The following is a 14,974-nucleotide window of genomic DNA, read 5'->3' as shown; positions in this document are numbered from 1 at the left end:
GGGCGCGACCGGCGCGCGCCGAGCCTCGGAAACGGTCGAATCGGACGGCCGGACCGTAAGCGCGGTCACGCAGGATTGTCAACGATCTCGTCAACGACGGGCACCGCTTTACGGGGCGGTCTCGGGCTCCGGGGTCTCGGCGAGCGCGTCGATGACGCTGCGCAGGTGGCGCCGGGCGGCGCGTTCGGCCGCTTCGGGATTGCGCGAGCAGACCTCGTCGACGATGGCGAGGTGCTCCGGCAGGGACGACTGCGGCCGGCCCGGCCGCCGGGCCAGCCGGAACTGGTGGTGCACGTTCTGCGCGCGCAGCCGCAGCAGGACGTCGGCGGCCACCGGTTGCGCGCTGATCTCGCGGACGCGCGCGTGCAACCGCTGGTTGAGCTCGGCGTAGGCGACGGCGTCGCCACCGGCGACGGCGGTCTGCATGCGTCGGCCGAGGTCTCGCAGCTCGGTGATCTCGACGTCGGTGATGCGCTCGGCGGCCTTGTAGGCACACAGGCCCTCCAGGGCCATTCGCACCTCGGTGATCGCGACGGCCTCCGCCGTCGACACCGTCCGGACACGCGCGCCGCGGTGGGCGACGCGCTCGACGAGACCCTCGTGGCCGAGGGTGATCAGCGCCGAGCGGACCGCGCCGCGGGTGGCGCCGAAACGGTCGGTGAGGTCGGCCTCGACGAGCCGCTGGCCCGGCACGTACTCGCCGGCGGCGATCCCCGTGCGGATGGCCTCGGCGACGCCGTCCGCACTGCCGCTCCCGGCGGTGGAGGGCGAGGTCACGGCGGGCCTTTCGACGGGCGGGGGGCGGTGCGCGGGTCCGTCGACGATAGCGCGGCGCGCGAACCCGGCAGCTCGTTCGCCCTTGCGTCCGGCCGCTGATTGTGCACAAAATCGTCAACAATCATGGAGGTGAACGATGGCGACGGTGGTCACCGGCACGCCCCGGGCCGACGCCGAGCTCGTGGCCGGGCTCGCGGCGTGCGGCGTCGCCACGATCGCCGAGGCGCGGGGCCGGCGCGGCCTGCTCGCCAGCCGGCTGCGCCCGGTGTACCGGCCGGCCCGTGTCGCCGGGACCGCCCTGACCTGCGAGGTCGCGCCCGGGGACAACTGGATGCTGCACGTCGCCGTCGAACAGGCCCGCCCCGGCGACCTGCTCGTCGTCACGCCGACCAGCCCGTGCGAGGACGGCTACTTCGGCGAGCTGCTGGCGACGAGCCTGCGCGCCCACGGCGTGCGCGGCCTGGTGATCGACGCCGGCGTCCGCGACACCGCGGAGCTCACCGACCTGCGCTTCCCGGTGTGGTCGGCCGCGGTCAGCGCGCAGGGGACCGTCAAGCGGACCCTCGGCAACGTCCAGACGCCGATCGTGTGCGCCGGCGTCCGTATCGAGCCCGGCGACGTGGTCGTGGCCGACGACGACGGGGTGGTGGCCGTCCCGCGCCGCGACGCGGGACGCGTGCTCGCGGCCGCGCGCGAACGGGAGGCCCGCGAGGCGGTGAAGCGCGAGCGACTCGCGGCCGGCGAGCTCGGCCTCGATCTCGACGGCATGCGTGACGAGCTCGCGGCGCGAGGTCTGACTTACCGCCCCTACGACGACGACGCGGACCGGGACGACCGGTGACGCGGCAGCGCGCGGTCCGGGCCTCGCTGATGCGCGGCGGCACGTCCAAGGGGCTCGTCCTGCACGCGGCCGAGCTGCCCGACGACCCGACCGAGCGTGACGCGCTGCTGCTCGCTGCGATGGGCTCGCCCGACCCGCGGCAGATCGACGGCGTCGGCGGGGCGCACCCGCTCACCTCCAAGGTCGCCGTGGTGCGGCCGTCGGACCGACCGGACGCCGATGTCGAGTACCTGTTCCTGCAGGTGCGCCCGGACCGGCGGGAGGTGTCGGGCAGCCAGAACTGCGGCAACATGCTCGTCGCCGTGGGGCCGTTCGCCGTGGACGAGGGGCTCGTCCCCGTCGCGGCCGGGGCCACCACCCCGGTGCGGATCTGGCTGGCGAACACGGCGAGCCTCGCCGTGGCCCACGTGCCGACCGAGGGCGGGGCGGCCCGCTACGACGGTGACACCCGCATCGACGGGGTGCCCGGCACGCACGCCGCCGTGGCCGTCGACTTCGCAGGGCTCGCGGGCTCGAGCTGCGGCGCGCTGCTGCCCACGGGCAACCGGCTCGACGTTCTCGACGGCGTGCGGGTCACCTGCGTGGACAACGGCATGCCGGTGGTCTGCGTCGCCGCCGCCGAGCTGGGGGTCGGCGGGTACGAGTCGCCGGCCGAGCTGGAGGGCGACCGGCGGCTGGTGGACGCGGTCGAGTCGCTGCGGCTCGCCGCGGGCGCGGCGATGGGTCTCGGCGACGTCCGGGCCGGATCGGTGCCGAAGGTGAGCCTGCTCGCGCCGCCCCGCGCGGGCGGGCTGGTCAGCACCCGCACCTTCATCCCGCACCGCGTGCACGACGCCGTCGGCGTCTTCGGCGCCGTGTCGGTGGCGACGGCGTGCCTGCTGCCGGGCTCGGTCGCGGACGGCATCGCGCGCCGCCCCGACGGCGATCACCAGGGGGTCGCCGTCGAGCACCCGAGCGGACGCGTCGAGGTCGTGGTGGAGCTCGCGGACTCCGCCGACGTCGAGGTGCGTCGCGCCGGCATCGTCAGCACGGCACGGCTCCTGATGCGCGGCGAGGTGCTCGTGCCGGGGGCAGTGGCCCCGTGATCGTCGACTGTCACGGCCATTACACGACGGCGCCCGCCACGCACGCCGCCTGGCGCGAGCGACAGCTCGCGGCGTGGGAGGACGGCCTCGCGCCGCCGCCCTACCCGACGATCGCGGACGACGAGATCCGCACGTCGATCGCGGGCGGCCAGCTGGCGGCGATGGACGCCCGCGGAGTGGACGTCACGCTCTTCTCCCCGCGCGCCTCGGCGATGGGGCACCACCTCGGCGACGAGGCGAGCAGTCGGTCGTGGGCCGAGCGGTGCAACGACCTCGTGCACCGGGTCGCGGACCTGCACCCCGGCCGGTTCCTGCCCGTCGCCCAGCTGCCGCAGTCCCCGACCGCCCCGATCGGCGGCGCGGTCGCCGAGCTGCGGCGCTGCGTCACCGGGCTCGGCTTCGTCGGATGCAACCTGAACCCCGACCCGAGCGGCGGGTACTGGACGGCGCCGCCGCTGACCGACCGCTCCTGGTACCCGCTCTACGAGGCGCTGATCGAGCTCGACGTGCCCGCGATGGTGCACGTGTCGGCGTCAGCGAATCCGGCGTTCCACGCCACCGGCGCGCACTACCTCAACGCCGACACCACCGCGTTCATGCAGCTGCTCGACAGCTCGCTGTTCACCGACCTGCCGGAACTGCGCCTCGTGATCCCGCACGGCGGGGGAGCCGTGCCCTACCACTGGGGCCGCTACCGGGGGCTCGCCGAGATGCTGGGTCGCCCCCCGCTCGAGGAGGCGGTGCTCGGCAACGTCTTCGTCGACACCTGCGTCTACCACCAGCCCGGCATGGACCTGCTGCTGGACGTCGTCCCCACCGGGAACGTGCTCTTCGGTTCCGAGGCGATCGGGGCGGTACGCGGCGTCGATCCGCGCACGGGACACCACTACGACGACACGCGCCGCTACGTCGAGGCCGCGACGGCCGACGTCGCACGCCGGGCGCAGCTGTTCGACCGCAACGCGCGCCGGGTCTACCCCCGGGCCGACGCGGCGCTCACCGACCCGGGTCGGCGCGCTCGCGCTTGAACTTCTCGTAGTCGCCGAGCATCTGCCGGTGGTAGGTGCGCAGCCAGCTCATGTAGTCGCGCATGTTCTGCACCCGGCGTCGCGGGCCCTCGTCGTCCGGGCCGAGCAGCTCCAGCACGCTCTCGGCGAACGCCACCCGCTTGTCCAGGTAGCCGCGCTCGCCGGCGAGGAACGCGCCCCACACGTCGTCCTCCACCCGGAAGAAGTGACCGCGCCGGCCGGGCTGGGTCACACGCTTGACGAAGCCGACCTCGGCGAGCCGGCGGGTGCCGGTGGAGACGCTCGCGGCGCTCATGCCGAGCTGCTCGATGAGGTCGGCGCTCGACAGCGCGGGCTCGTTGCTCATCATCAGGCAGCCGACGATGCGCCCCTCGGAGCGCGGCATGCCGAGCTCCTCCCAGAGCACGCCCATGTCGTCGATGATCTCGTGCCGCTTCTCGTCGCTGACACGGCGCGGTCGCCTCGGTGGGCGCGACGCGGGGCGGGTCGACTTCGCTGCCACGGTCGGATGTCCTTTCCGGCGGGTCGGCCCAACCTATCCCGGCCCCGGGGTCCGCCTCGCACGTCCACGCCGAAGCGTTGATCTGCTCGTAACATTCAGAATCTTCCGAATGCTCGAAACCTCTGCAAGAGTGTGACACCACCGCTTCCGGCAGCCCGAGGAGTTCGGATGTTCCGTGCGAGTCGCGTCGTCCCCCGTACCAGCCGTGTCGTCGCCGGGATCGTCGCGCTCGGCTGCGTCGCGGCGACCGCCGCGTGCGGCGGCGGATCGGGCGGCGGCTCCGGCGGAACGCTCGTCGTCGCCGACGGCAACAGCGAGCTGGACACGCTCGTGCCCGGCAACACCGCGCTGTCCTTCTCCGAGCTCGGGATCCTGTTCAGCCCCATCGTGTCGTTCAACCCCGACGGCAGCCTGAAGTACGTCCAGGCCAGCGCCGTGACCGGCAGCAACGGCAGCCGGACGTGGACGATCACGTTCCGCCCCGGGTGGACGTTCCACAACGGCGAACCGGTGACGGCCCAGAGCTACGCCGACGGCTGGAACCTCACCGCGTACGGGCCCAATGCGTACGTCAACAGCTCCCAGCTGGCGAACGTGGTCGGCTACGACGCGGTGCACCCGGCGAAGGGAAAGCCCACGGCCAAGACCCTCTCGGGCGTCACGGTGACGGGCCGATACACGCTGCGGGTGAACCTGACGCAGCCCGACAGCCAGTTCCCGCTCAAGCTGAGCCAGGGGCAGACCGGCTACTACCCGATGCCCAAGGCCGGGCTCGCGAACCTCGCCGCGTTCCGCACGAAGCCCATCGGCGACGGCCCGTACGAGATGGCCGGCCCGGCGAAGCTGAACCAGCAGGTCAAGCTGAAGAAGTACGACGGCTACAAGGGCGCGAACAAGGGCAAGGTCGCCAACATCGTCTTCCGGATGTACACGAGCCCCGACACCGCGTACACCGACACCGTCGCCGGCAACGTCGACATCGCCCTCGCCCCCCAGGACAAGTTCCCGCAGATCGCGAAGGACTTCGGCAGCAGGGTCGCGAAGTCGAGCGGCGCCTCGATCGAGTTCCTCGGCTTCCCGCTGTTCGACAAGCGGTTCCGCAACGTCAAGCTGCGCCAGGCGATCAGCCTCGCCGTCGACCGACCCGCCATCAACAAGGCGATCTTCGGCGGTCTCTACACGCCGGCCGACTCGCTGCTCGCGACCACGATGGTCGGCGGCTCGACCCACGCCTGCCAGTACTGCCGCTTCGACGCGACGCGCGCCAAGCAACTGCTGCGCGAGGCCGGTGGCTGGTCCGGCCCGATGACGATCACCTTCCCGGGCGGCGCGGGGTACGACCAGGCCTTCCAGGCGGTCGCCAACCAGCTGCGCAGCAACCTCGGCATCGACGCCACCGCGAAGCCGACGACGAACTTCTCCGACTTCTTCGCCGACCTGCAGAAGCGGTCGGTCACCGGTGGTCCGTGGCGCGGCAAGTGGGGTTCGGCCTACCCGAGCGCGACGGACACGCTGCGCCAGCTCTTCACGCCGGGCGGGTCGTACAACTTCTCCGTCGGCGGTTACGACAACAAGGCGGTCACCGCGCTCGTCGACAAGGGGGACGCGGCGACGTCGACCGCTGCCGCGGTGAGCGCGTACCACGCCGCCGAGCGCGCGATCGAGAGCGACTTCCCGGTCGTGCCGATGTTCTACGAGGCGTTCCCGTTCGTGTACTCGAGCAAGGTGAAGAACGTCCACGCCCGGCCGTTCCAGATCGACACCGACTACGAGGCGGTGACCAAGGGGTGAACCGTGCCGACACGGACCCCGCGCTGCCGCTCGACCGTATCCTCGCGCTCGTCGACGAGGTACCGCAGATCGAGCGCTTCCCCAGCGTGGACGAGCTCGTCGCCGCGTTCGACGACCTCGCGGCCGGCGCGCCGGCGCTCGTGCGGCGCCGGCGCATCGGCTCCTCGCGCCTCGGCGAGGCCATCCACTGCCTCACGATCGGCGACGGGGACGACCACGCCGTCATCGTCGGCGGCGTCCATCCCAACGAGCCCATCGGCGGCCCGACCGCGTTGCACCTGGCCCGCGTGCTGGTCGAGGACGCGGAGCTGCGGACGTCGCTCGGCTACACCTGGCACATCATCGGCTGTGTCGACCCGGACGGGATGCGGCTGAACGAGGGGTGGTTCTGCGGCACCCTCGACCGCGCGGAGTACGGCCGCCGCTTCTACCGCCCGGCGTCGGACGAGCAGGTCGAGTGGACGTTCCCGCTGGAGTACAAGGAGCTCTACTTCGACCGCGTCATCCCCGAGACGCTCGCGCTGATGCGGCTCATCGACGACGTGCGTCCCACCTTCCTGTGCTCGCTGCACAACGGCGAGCTCGGCGGCGTCTACTACTACCTCAACACCGAGGCCGCGGAGCTGTACCCGCAGCTGCACGCCGTCCCCGCGCACCTCGGCGTGCCACTGGACTCCGGCGAGCCCGAGGTGCCGTACGTCCCCCGGTACGCGACCGCCGTCTTCGGCGAGACCGGCGTCGAGGCGCACTACGAGTTCGTCAGCTCCCTGGGCATGGACCCCACCCGCGGGCTCGCGAGCGGGACGTCCAGCGCCGCCTACGCGGCCCGGTACAACACGCTGTCGCTGGTGAGCGAGCTGCCGTACTGGTCGCACCCGGACGCCGCCGACGAGCGGCCGAGCGCGACGTCCTACCCCGACGTGCTGCGCGGGCGCGCCGACGGTCTCACCGAGCTCGGGTACACGGTGCTCTCGGTGCTCGAGGCGACGGCGGGGGAGCGCACGCTGGACTCGCCGTTCCTGCGCGCGCTGCGCCAGTTCGCCCCCCACTTCGTCCTGGACGGCGAGCAGGAGGGCCGGCGCGCCGAGCTGGCCGAGAACGATCGGCCCGCGACCGTCGCCGAGGTCTTCACCGGCGGTGATCTCGTCCACGGTTTCCGCATGCGGTACGGCGGCATGACCCTCCGGCTGCTCGAGGCCGAGATCGGCGCCGGCAACGGCACGCCGGCGATCCGCGAGCAGTACCGCCGGATGACGCGGGTCTACCAGGAGTGGGCCGAGGCAGCGCTTGCCGTCACGCCGGCCGAGACGCTGCCGATCCGCTCGCTCGTCGGGGTCCAGTTCGGCGCCATCGTCGCCGCGGCCGGGTACGCGCGCGGCCGGCACGGGCCGGGGCGGTAGCCGATGGGTCGCTACGTGCTGAGCCGGATCGCCCAGCTCGTGCTGGTCTTCGTCGGCGTGACGCTGCTGATCTACCTGGCCGTCTTCGCGCTGCCGGGCGACCCGATCCGCAACCTGGCCGGGCGCCAGCAACTGCCCCCGGACACCGTGGCCGCGATTCGTGCGCAGTACCACCTGGACGACCCGTTCTGGCAGCAGTTCGGCCGCTACCTCGTGGGCGTGCTGCACGGTGACTTCGGCACCGACTTCTACGGCGAGAGCGTGTGGGACCTCATGCGGCAGGGCTGGCCGGTGACGCTGCAGCTCGCGTCGCTGGCCTGGCTCTTCGAGATCGTCCTCGGGGTCGGGGCCGGCGTGGTGTCCGCCCTGCGGCGGGGTCGACTGACCGACCACACCGTCCTGCTGCTCTCCGTCGGCGTCATCTCGATCCCCGCCTTCGTCGGCGCGTTCGCCCTGCAGCTGCTGCTCGGCGTCAAGGCCGGCATCTTCCCGATCGCCGGCGACGAGACCGGCTGGCCGGCGAGCTACGTCCTGCCCGCCTTCGCGCTGGGCGCCGTCGGCGCCGCGTCCATCGCGCGGCTCACCCGCTCGAGCATGATCCGCAGCCTGCACGCCGACTACGTGCGGACGGCGATCGCCAAGAGCCTGCCGTGGTCGCGCATCGTGGTGCGGCACGCGCTGCGCAACTCGCTCGTCCCGATCCTGACGTTCGTCGCCATCGACCTCGGCTACCTCATCGCCGGGACGGTCGTGGTCGAGGGCGTGTTCAACCTGCCCGGCGTGGGGCAGCTGCTCTTCACCTCGATCCGGCAGCAGCAGGGGACGGTCGTCGTCGGGGTCGCCACCGCGCTCGTCATGATCTTCCTGCTGCTGAACCTGGCCGTCGACCTGCTCTACGGCCTGCTCGACCCGAGGATCCGCGTTGTCTGACGTCGTGGCCGTGGCCGAGGGGGTCACCGCCGCCGGTGGCGACGGCGAGCGGCGGGCCGAGCTCGCGCGGAGCGCCCGGCGGCGGCTGCTGCGTCGTCCGGGCTTCGTGGTCTCGGTCGCGATCGTGCTGCTGATGGTGGCGATCGCGGTCGTCCCGCAGGCCTTCGCGGGGTGGTTCGGCCACGGTGACCCCCGCGCGTGCGCGCTGGGCGACAGCACGCTCGGGCCGCGCAGCGGTCACCCGTTCGGATTCGACAAGCAGGGCTGCGACATCTACGCCAACGTCCTGTACGGCACCCGCGACTCGATCGGCATCGGGCTGCTCGCCAGCCTGTTCGGTTTCGTCGTCGCGGTCGTGCTCGGCTCGGTCGCCGCGTTCTACCTCGGCTGGATCGACGCGGTCGTCAGCCGCGTCGCCGACGTGTTCTTCGGTTTCCCGTTCCTGCTCGGCGCGCTGGTGCTGCTCACGTCGCTGCGCTCGCACAGCGTGCCGACGGTGTCCGCCACGCTGGCGCTGTTCACCTGGCCGACGCTGACCCGGCTCATGCGCGCGTCGATGCTCGGCGCGAAGGAGCACGACTACGTCCTCGCGGCGCGCAGCCTCGGCGCGAGCGACTGGCGCCTCATCCGCAGGCACCTGCTCCCGAACGCGCTCGCCCCCGTGGTCGTGATCAGCACGCTGAACGTGGGAGCGGTGATCGCGGCCGAGGCGACGCTCACCTTCCTCGGGGTCGGCCTGCAGCAGCCCGCGATCTCGTGGGGGCTGCAGCTGTCGAACGCGCAGAGCGACTTCCAGGTGCATCCCCACCTGCTGGTCTTCCCGGCGCTGTTCCTGAGCGTCACCGTCTTCAGCTTCATCGTGCTGGGCGATGCCCTGGAGGACGTCCTGGATCCGAGCCGCGATGAGCACTGACACGACGACCGAGCACCCGACCGGCCCGCTGCCCGGGACGGCACCGCTGCTCGTCGTACACGACCTGCACGTCGACTTCGCGGTGCCGGGCGGCGCCGTGCGTGCCGTGCGGGGGGTCTCCTTCGAGCTCGCCGCCGGCGAGACGCTGGCGGTCCTCGGCGAGTCGGGCTCGGGCAAGAGCGTGACCGCGCAGGCGATCATGGGGTTGCTGGACCCGCACCGGGCGACGGTGCGGGGCGCCGTCCGCTTCCGCGGGACCGAGCTCGTCGGCCGGACCCGCGCGCAGCGTCGGCGCGAGCCCGGGCGTCGGGTCGCGATGGTGTTCCAGGACGCGCTCGCCGCGCTGAACCCGGTGGCGAGCGTCGGGGCACAGATCGCGGAGGTCCTGCGCGTGCACGACGGCCTGTCGCGTCGCGACGCGCGTGGTCGCGCGGTCGAGCTGATGGCGCGCGTCGGCATCCCCGCCCCCGACCACCGTTTCGACAGCTACCCGCACCAGCTCTCCGGCGGGATGCGGCAGCGCATCATGATCGCGACGGCGCTCGCGCTCGGCCCCGAGCTGCTCATCGCCGACGAGCCGACGACCGCGCTGGACGTCACCGTCCAGGCCCAGATCATGCAGCTGCTCGCCGACCTGCGCGACGAGACCGGCCTGGCGCTGCTGTTTATCACCCACGACCTCGCCGCGAGCGCCGAGCTCGCCGACCGGATCGCCGTCATGTACGCCGGCCGGGTCGTCGAGACCGGCACGGCGCGCGAGGTCTACGCGTCGCCGCGTCATCCCTACACGGCCGGTCTGCTCGGGTCGGTGCCCCGGGTCGCGACCCGCGGCCGCCGGCTCACCCCGATCGCGGGCAGCCCGCCGTCGCCCGCCGCCCTGCCGTCGGGCTGCGCGTTCCACCCCCGCTGCCCGATGGCGCAGGACGTCTGCACGCACGACGACCCGCCGGCACGCGCGATCGCGCCCGGGCACCGCAGCGCCTGCCACTTCGCGGAGTCGGTGCACCGCGGCGGCGCGTCGTGACGCCCACCGGGGGCGAGCCGGTGCTCGAGGTCGCCGATCTCGTACGTCACTTCCCGGTGCGCGGCGGCGGGCTGCGGCGTCGTGCCGGCGGCACGGTGAAGGCGGTGGACGGCGTCAGCCTGTCGATCGGGCGGGGCGAGACGTTCGGGCTCGTGGGGGAGTCCGGCTGCGGCAAGTCGACGCTGGCGAAGCTCGTCCTCGCCCTGGACCGGCCGGACGCCGGCCGCGTCAGCATCGCGGGGACCGACGTGTTCGGGCTGCGCCGCGCGGACCTGCGCACGTTCCGCCGGCACATGCAGATCGTGCTGCAGGATCCCTACACCTCGCTCAACCCGCGCATGACGATCGGCGAGATCATCGGCGAGCCCCTCGACATCCACCCCGATCTCGCTCCGACGGGCGGGCGGACGGCCCGGGTGCGCGACCTCATGGCCCGCGTCGGGCTCGACCCCGCCCACACCGGCCGGTACCCGTTCCAGTTCTCCGGCGGCCAGCGCCAGCGCGTCGGCATCGCGCGGGCGCTCGCCCTGCAGCCGGACGTGCTCGTCCTCGACGAGCCGGTGTCCGCGCTCGACGTCTCGGTGCAGGCGCAGGTCGTCAACCTGCTCAAGGACATCCAGGCCGACCTCGGCATCGCGTACCTGTTCATCGCCCACGACCTGTCGGTGGTGCGCCACGTCTCCGACCGCGTCGGCGTCATGTACCTCGGCCGCATCGTCGAGACCGGGACGGTCGAGCAGGTGCACGACGCGCCCACCCACCCGTACACCCAGGCGCTGTTGTCGGCCGTCGCCGAGCCGGATCCCGGCGCGCGCGGCGCGCGGCGGCGCATCGTGCTCGAGGGGGAGGTGCCGAGCCCGCTCGACCCGCCGTCGGGGTGCGCGTTCCGCACCCGCTGCTGGAAGGCGCAGGACGTCTGCGCCACCGAGGCGCCCGCGCTCGAACCGCGGGTCGGCTCGGACCACCCCAGCGCGTGCCACTTCGCCGACCCGGCCCCGCCGGTGGGGTGAGCCCTACCCGCGGGCGGCGCGCATCCGTGCGGCGAGCTCCGCAGCGGCGTACGGCCCGTCGCCCTCGAGCTCGGCGATCACCGCGGCGACGGTCGCCGCGGGTTTGTCCTGGCCGAGCTTGTCCTTGGCCTCGATGTGCGTGACGGCGAGGCGGAAGCCGACGGTGCCGGCGCTGATCCGGGCCGCGTAGGCGGCGTCGACCTCGGTGCCGGCCATGGGGCGGGGCTCGGAAACGCGGTGCTCGAAGGTGTCGACGAGACGGTCGAGGGCGCGCAGGTTCTCCTCCGGCGAGAGGAGCTCGGGCACGCCGGTGAGGTGCGCGGTGACGTAGTTCCACGTCGGCACCGCCGCTTGGGACCGGTCGGGGTACCAGCTCGACGAGACGTAGCCGTGCGGCCCCTGCACGATCACGAGCACCTCGTGCGCGCCCAGCTCGTGCACGGTGTCGTCCGGACGGCCGACGTGACCGAGCAGCGTGAGCCGCTCGCCCGCGGACTCGACCAGGACCGGATAGTGGGACGCGACGAGGCCGCTCGCCGGGTGGCTCACGAGCGTGACGAACGGATGGGCGCGGACGAGGTCGGCGGTCCAGTCGACCAGCTGTGCCGGGTCGGGGGCGTAGTCCCGGTTGCGCCTCACTGTGCAGGCCGGTCGAGCAGCGCCGGGTCGAGCGGCGTCATCGTCATCCCGCTGTCACCGCGGACCGAGCGCGGCGTGCCGTCGGCGGCGAAGTCGTAGCGCATCAGCTCGCCGTAGGAGTTGCCGCCGCGACCGCCGACGATGCGCAGCGTGCGGTCGTCGACCACCTCGAGCGCGGCGGCGCCCTCGGCCGGATCGGCGTCACCGGGATGCAGCGCGAACAGCCGACCGTCGAGCCGGGCGACGTCGAGCACGCCCCACAGCCACTCGAAGCGGCCGGTGAAGCGGGCCGCGGCGTCGTCGCTCGTCGCGTGCTCGGCGGTGGCCGCGAGCCGGCGCAGCCGGACGAAGCCGCCGGCCAGGGCCCCGGCCGCGCCGTCGATCGCGTTGGTGAGCACCGAGAGCACCCAGCCGGCCGCGGGGTCGGCGAAGGTGCACGTGATGTGACCGGGGTAGCCGCCGGTGTGGCCGAACAGGTCGGTGTCGGCGATGCGGTCGAGGAAGGTGCCGAGCGCGTACCGTCGCTCGCCCTCCTTGACCGTCCAGTGCGGACGGCGCAGCAGCCGCAGCGAGTCGGCGTCGAGCAGGTCGTGGTGCCCGGGCAGCAGGGCGGTGAAGAACGCGGTGAGGTCCCGCGCGTCGGCGTAGCTGCCCGTGGCGGCGGCGAGCGCGCGGGTGTCGACGTGCTCGATGACCCGCCGTTCCCGGCCGGCCGCCAGACCGCTGTGCCCGGCCGCGTAGTCGCCGGCCCTGGCGGCGTCGAACTCGCCCCCCAGGTTCGCGAGGCCGAGCGGGCGCGCGACGTGGCTGCCCAGCCGCTCGGGGTAGGTCTCGCCGGTCACGGCCTCGAGGACGAGGCCGAGCAGGCCGTAGCCGATGTTGGAGTACTTGAAGTGCTCGTTGCGGTCGAGGGTCGCTGCGCTCGCGTCCCGCGCGATCCGCAGCAGCTCGTCGCGGTCGGGGAAGGGACGGTGCAGCTGCCAGAAGTCGCCGTCCTCGCTGTCGCGGATCACGCCGCCGCCGTGCGCGAGCAGCTCGCCCACGGTGCGGTCGGCGACGGGTGCGCCGGCCAGCTCCGGCACGCGCTCGCCCAGCCGGTCGTCGAGGCGCAGTCGGCCGTCGGCGACGAGCTGCAGGACGAGCACCGCCGCGAGGGTCTTGGAGTGCGAGGCGATGCGGAAGAGGTGGTCCTCGGTCAACGCGGTGCCGGCGGCCAGGTCGGCGTGGCCGAAGGCGGCCGACAGCGCGAGGTCACCGTGGCGGCGCAGGGCGAGCTGGACACCGGGGACGCGCTGGTACCAGCGCCGGTACGCGACCCACGCCGCGTAGTAGTCCTCGAGCCCGGGCCAGGGGGCGGCGTGACGGGAGGCCGGGCCGGCGGTCACGCCGGCCACCCGCCGTGGACGACCTCGCCACCGACCGCCGTGCATGCGATCGGGATCGCCGCGATGCTCGCCGGTTCGACGTCGTGCGGGTCGGCGTCGAGCACCACGAGGTCGGCGTACTTGCCCACGGCGATGCTGCCGACGCGGTCCTCGACCCGGCACGCCCGCGCCGAGCCCATCGTGTACGCGTGGATCGCCTGGGCCACGGTCATCGCCTCGTCCTCTCCCACCCGGTTTCCGGTGTGCGTCGTACGGTCGACCAGGAACTGCACGCCCCGGAGCGGCGCGCCGTCGGCCACCGGACGGTCCGAGCTGCCGGCCACGGGGACGCCGGCGTCGAGGTAGCTGCGGCCGCGGTACAGCCACGGGGCCCGGTGCGGACCCATGATGCCCGCGTAGTCGTCGCCGAAGGCGTGCAGGAACGTCGGCTGGGTGACCGCGGTGATCCCCGCGGCCGCGATGCGGGCGAGCTGGTCGGGGCGGACGAGCCCGCAGTGCTCGATCCGGTGCCGCGCGTCCGGGCGCGGCCGTTCGCGTTGCGCGGTCTCGACGATGTCGACGGCCTCGTCGACGGCGCGGTCGCCGATGGCGTGCAGGGCGAGCTGCCAGCCCGCGGCGTGGGCGGCGTGGGCGCGTTCGCGGATGTCGGCCAGGTCGGTCGCCAGCTCGCCACGAGCGGCGGTGGCGGTGCCGGCGTCGAGGTAGGGCTCGGTGAGGGCCGCGGTACGCGCCATCATGCCGCCGTCCAGCCACGCCTTCGCGGCGCCGAGGGAGAGCCGGTCGGAGCCGAAGCCGGTCCGCAGGCCGAGCGCGAAGGCGTGGGTGAGGCCGTCGGCCGGGTGGGCGCTCGTGGCCTCGAGCCGCGAGAGCGAGACCATCAGCTGGGCGCGCAGCCGGAAGCGTCCCTCCTCGACGGCCCGCTGGTAGGCGAGCGCCTCGAGCGGGGAGCGCGACGTCAGCCCGCCGCCGATGCCGGCCTCGGCCACGAACGTGACGCCCTGGGCGGCACAGCCGCGCGCCGCGGTCACGATCGCGTCGGTGAGCTCGGCGAGGGCGTGCGGCGTGCGGACGGCGGCGACGAAGCGGGTCGCACCCTCGGTGAACAGGCCGGTGGGCCGGCCGGCGCCGTCGCGGACGACGCCGGGGTCGTCGGTGGTGGCCACCTCGGCGGGCAGCGTGTCCAGCACGGCGGTGTTGACGAGGTTCGCGTGACCGGACGTGTGGGTCGCGACCACGCGCCGCCCGGCGCTGACGGGGTCCAGGTCGTGCCGGGTGAGGTGGCGGCCCAGCGGGCGCTGGTCGTAGCCCACGACGTCCACCCAGCCGTCGGTGCTCGTGCGCGCCGCGGCGTCGCCGATGCGCGCGAGCACGGCCTCGACGGTGGCGGCGCCGGCGAGGTCGACCGACCCGGCGGCCAGCCCCGTCCACGCGAGGTGGTTGTGGGCGTCGACGAAGCCGGGGAGCAGTGTCCGGCCGGCGAGGTCGACCTCGGTGCGGGCGGCGAGGCCGGCGCAGTCGTCGTCGAGCGCGACCACGCGGCCGTGCAGGACGCCCACCGTGTGGGCGCGCGGCCGGTCGGGGTCGACGGTGTGCACGACGGCGTTGCGCAGGACCAGGTCGAGCCGCACCACGACGCCCTTCACGAGATT

General features: G+C 73.5%; 14 protein-coding genes. 9 read left to right on the top strand and 5 right to left on the bottom strand.

Features of this window, described 5'->3' with window-relative positions:
- Window positions 1-108: 108 nt before the first annotated feature.
- Entirely contained in the window at window positions 109-777 is a 669-nt protein-coding gene (locus BUE29_RS04610; protein ID WP_073386416.1) for a GntR family transcriptional regulator, read from the bottom strand.
- Window positions 778-913: 136 nt separating this feature from the next.
- On the opposite strand from BUE29_RS04610, the gene BUE29_RS04605 reads away from it, so the two are divergent.
- Genes BUE29_RS04605 through BUE29_RS04595 form a run of 3 tightly spaced genes read left to right on the top strand, consistent with a single transcriptional unit; the run spans window position 914 to window position 3,731 of the window.
- Window positions 914-1,618 (top strand): 4-carboxy-4-hydroxy-2-oxoadipate aldolase/oxaloacetate decarboxylase, encoded by a 705-nt coding sequence (locus BUE29_RS04605; protein ID WP_073386413.1) that lies wholly within the window; start codon window positions 914-916, stop codon window positions 1,616-1,618.
- Window positions 1,615-2,703: a 4-oxalomesaconate tautomerase gene (locus tag BUE29_RS04600; RefSeq protein WP_234971347.1), complete on the top strand. Its 1,089-nt coding sequence runs from the start codon at window positions 1,615-1,617 to the stop codon at window positions 2,701-2,703. The genes BUE29_RS04605 and BUE29_RS04600 overlap by 4 nt, the downstream gene beginning before the upstream one ends.
- The gene (locus BUE29_RS04595; RefSeq protein WP_073386410.1) at window positions 2,700-3,731 is read left to right on the top strand and encodes an amidohydrolase family protein; all 1,032 of its coding nucleotides are present in this window, start codon (window positions 2,700-2,702) and stop codon (window positions 3,729-3,731) included. Before BUE29_RS04600 ends, BUE29_RS04595 begins: the two co-directional genes overlap by 4 nt.
- Here BUE29_RS04595 and BUE29_RS04590 read toward each other — a convergent pair.
- Window positions 3,700-4,233, bottom strand: a complete 534-nt coding sequence (locus BUE29_RS04590) for a GbsR/MarR family transcriptional regulator (RefSeq protein ID WP_073386407.1) — start codon at window positions 4,231-4,233, stop codon at window positions 3,700-3,702. The two genes, BUE29_RS04595 and BUE29_RS04590, sit on opposite strands and share 32 nt — an antisense overlap.
- Before the next feature lie 168 nt (window positions 4,234-4,401).
- Between BUE29_RS04590 and BUE29_RS04585 the strand changes: the two genes are divergently transcribed.
- From BUE29_RS04585 to BUE29_RS04560, 6 genes are read left to right on the top strand one after another with little or no spacing between them, the layout of a single operon-like run.
- Window positions 4,402-6,024: a peptide ABC transporter substrate-binding protein gene (locus BUE29_RS04585; protein WP_073386404.1), complete on the top strand. Its 1,623-nt coding sequence runs from the start codon at window positions 4,402-4,404 to the stop codon at window positions 6,022-6,024.
- On the top strand, window positions 6,021-7,424 hold the full coding sequence (locus BUE29_RS04580; protein ID WP_200800033.1) for a M14 family zinc carboxypeptidase: 1,404 nt from the start codon (window positions 6,021-6,023) through the stop codon (window positions 7,422-7,424). Before BUE29_RS04585 ends, BUE29_RS04580 begins: the two co-directional genes overlap by 4 nt.
- Before the next feature lie 15 nt (window positions 7,425-7,439).
- Window positions 7,440-8,354, top strand: a complete 915-nt coding sequence (locus BUE29_RS04575; protein WP_200800032.1) for an ABC transporter permease — start codon at window positions 7,440-7,442, stop codon at window positions 8,352-8,354.
- Entirely contained in the window at window positions 8,347-9,267 is a 921-nt protein-coding gene (locus BUE29_RS04570) for an ABC transporter permease (protein WP_073386398.1), read from the top strand. The genes BUE29_RS04575 and BUE29_RS04570 overlap by 8 nt, the downstream gene beginning before the upstream one ends.
- Window positions 9,257-10,291 (top strand): ABC transporter ATP-binding protein, encoded by a 1,035-nt coding sequence (locus tag BUE29_RS04565; protein WP_073386395.1) that lies wholly within the window; start codon window positions 9,257-9,259, stop codon window positions 10,289-10,291. Before BUE29_RS04570 ends, BUE29_RS04565 begins: the two co-directional genes overlap by 11 nt.
- Window positions 10,288-11,301: an ABC transporter ATP-binding protein gene (locus BUE29_RS04560; RefSeq protein ID WP_073386393.1), complete on the top strand. Its 1,014-nt coding sequence runs from the start codon at window positions 10,288-10,290 to the stop codon at window positions 11,299-11,301. Before BUE29_RS04565 ends, BUE29_RS04560 begins: the two co-directional genes overlap by 4 nt.
- A gap of 3 nt (window positions 11,302-11,304) precedes the next feature.
- Here the strand turns inward: BUE29_RS04560 and BUE29_RS04555 are convergent, their stop codons facing one another.
- From BUE29_RS04555 to BUE29_RS04545, 3 genes are read right to left on the bottom strand one after another with little or no spacing between them, the layout of a single operon-like run.
- The gene (locus BUE29_RS04555) at window positions 11,305-11,940 is read right to left on the bottom strand and encodes an FMN-binding negative transcriptional regulator (protein WP_073386390.1); all 636 of its coding nucleotides are present in this window, start codon (window positions 11,938-11,940) and stop codon (window positions 11,305-11,307) included.
- On the bottom strand, window positions 11,937-13,325 hold the full coding sequence (locus tag BUE29_RS04550) for a serine hydrolase domain-containing protein (protein ID WP_073387073.1): 1,389 nt from the start codon (window positions 13,323-13,325) through the stop codon (window positions 11,937-11,939). Before BUE29_RS04550 ends, BUE29_RS04555 begins: the two co-directional genes overlap by 4 nt.
- Complete coding sequence (locus BUE29_RS04545; protein ID WP_200800031.1) at window positions 13,322-14,968, bottom strand: amidohydrolase; 1,647 nt, start codon at window positions 14,966-14,968, stop codon at window positions 13,322-13,324. The genes BUE29_RS04550 and BUE29_RS04545 overlap by 4 nt, the downstream gene beginning before the upstream one ends.
- Between the last annotated feature and the right edge of the window lie 6 nt (window positions 14,969-14,974).

The organism is Jatrophihabitans endophyticus (assembly GCF_900129455.1).
Lineage (GTDB): Bacteria > Actinomycetota > Actinomycetes > Mycobacteriales > Jatrophihabitantaceae > Jatrophihabitans > Jatrophihabitans endophyticus.
Note: the sequence above shows the minus strand (reverse complement) of the source record. Positions and strands in the feature narration are given on the sequence as shown.

Coding starts and splice junctions, on each gene's coding strand:
- BUE29_RS04565 (WP_073386395.1), top strand. CDS start 9,257: ATGAGCACTGACACGACGACCGAGCACCCGACCGGCCCGCTGCCCGGG.
- BUE29_RS04585 (WP_073386404.1), top strand. CDS start 4,402: ATGTTCCGTGCGAGTCGCGTCGTCCCCCGTACCAGCCGTGTCGTCGCC.
- BUE29_RS04605 (WP_073386413.1), top strand. CDS start 914: ATGGCGACGGTGGTCACCGGCACGCCCCGGGCCGACGCCGAGCTCGTG.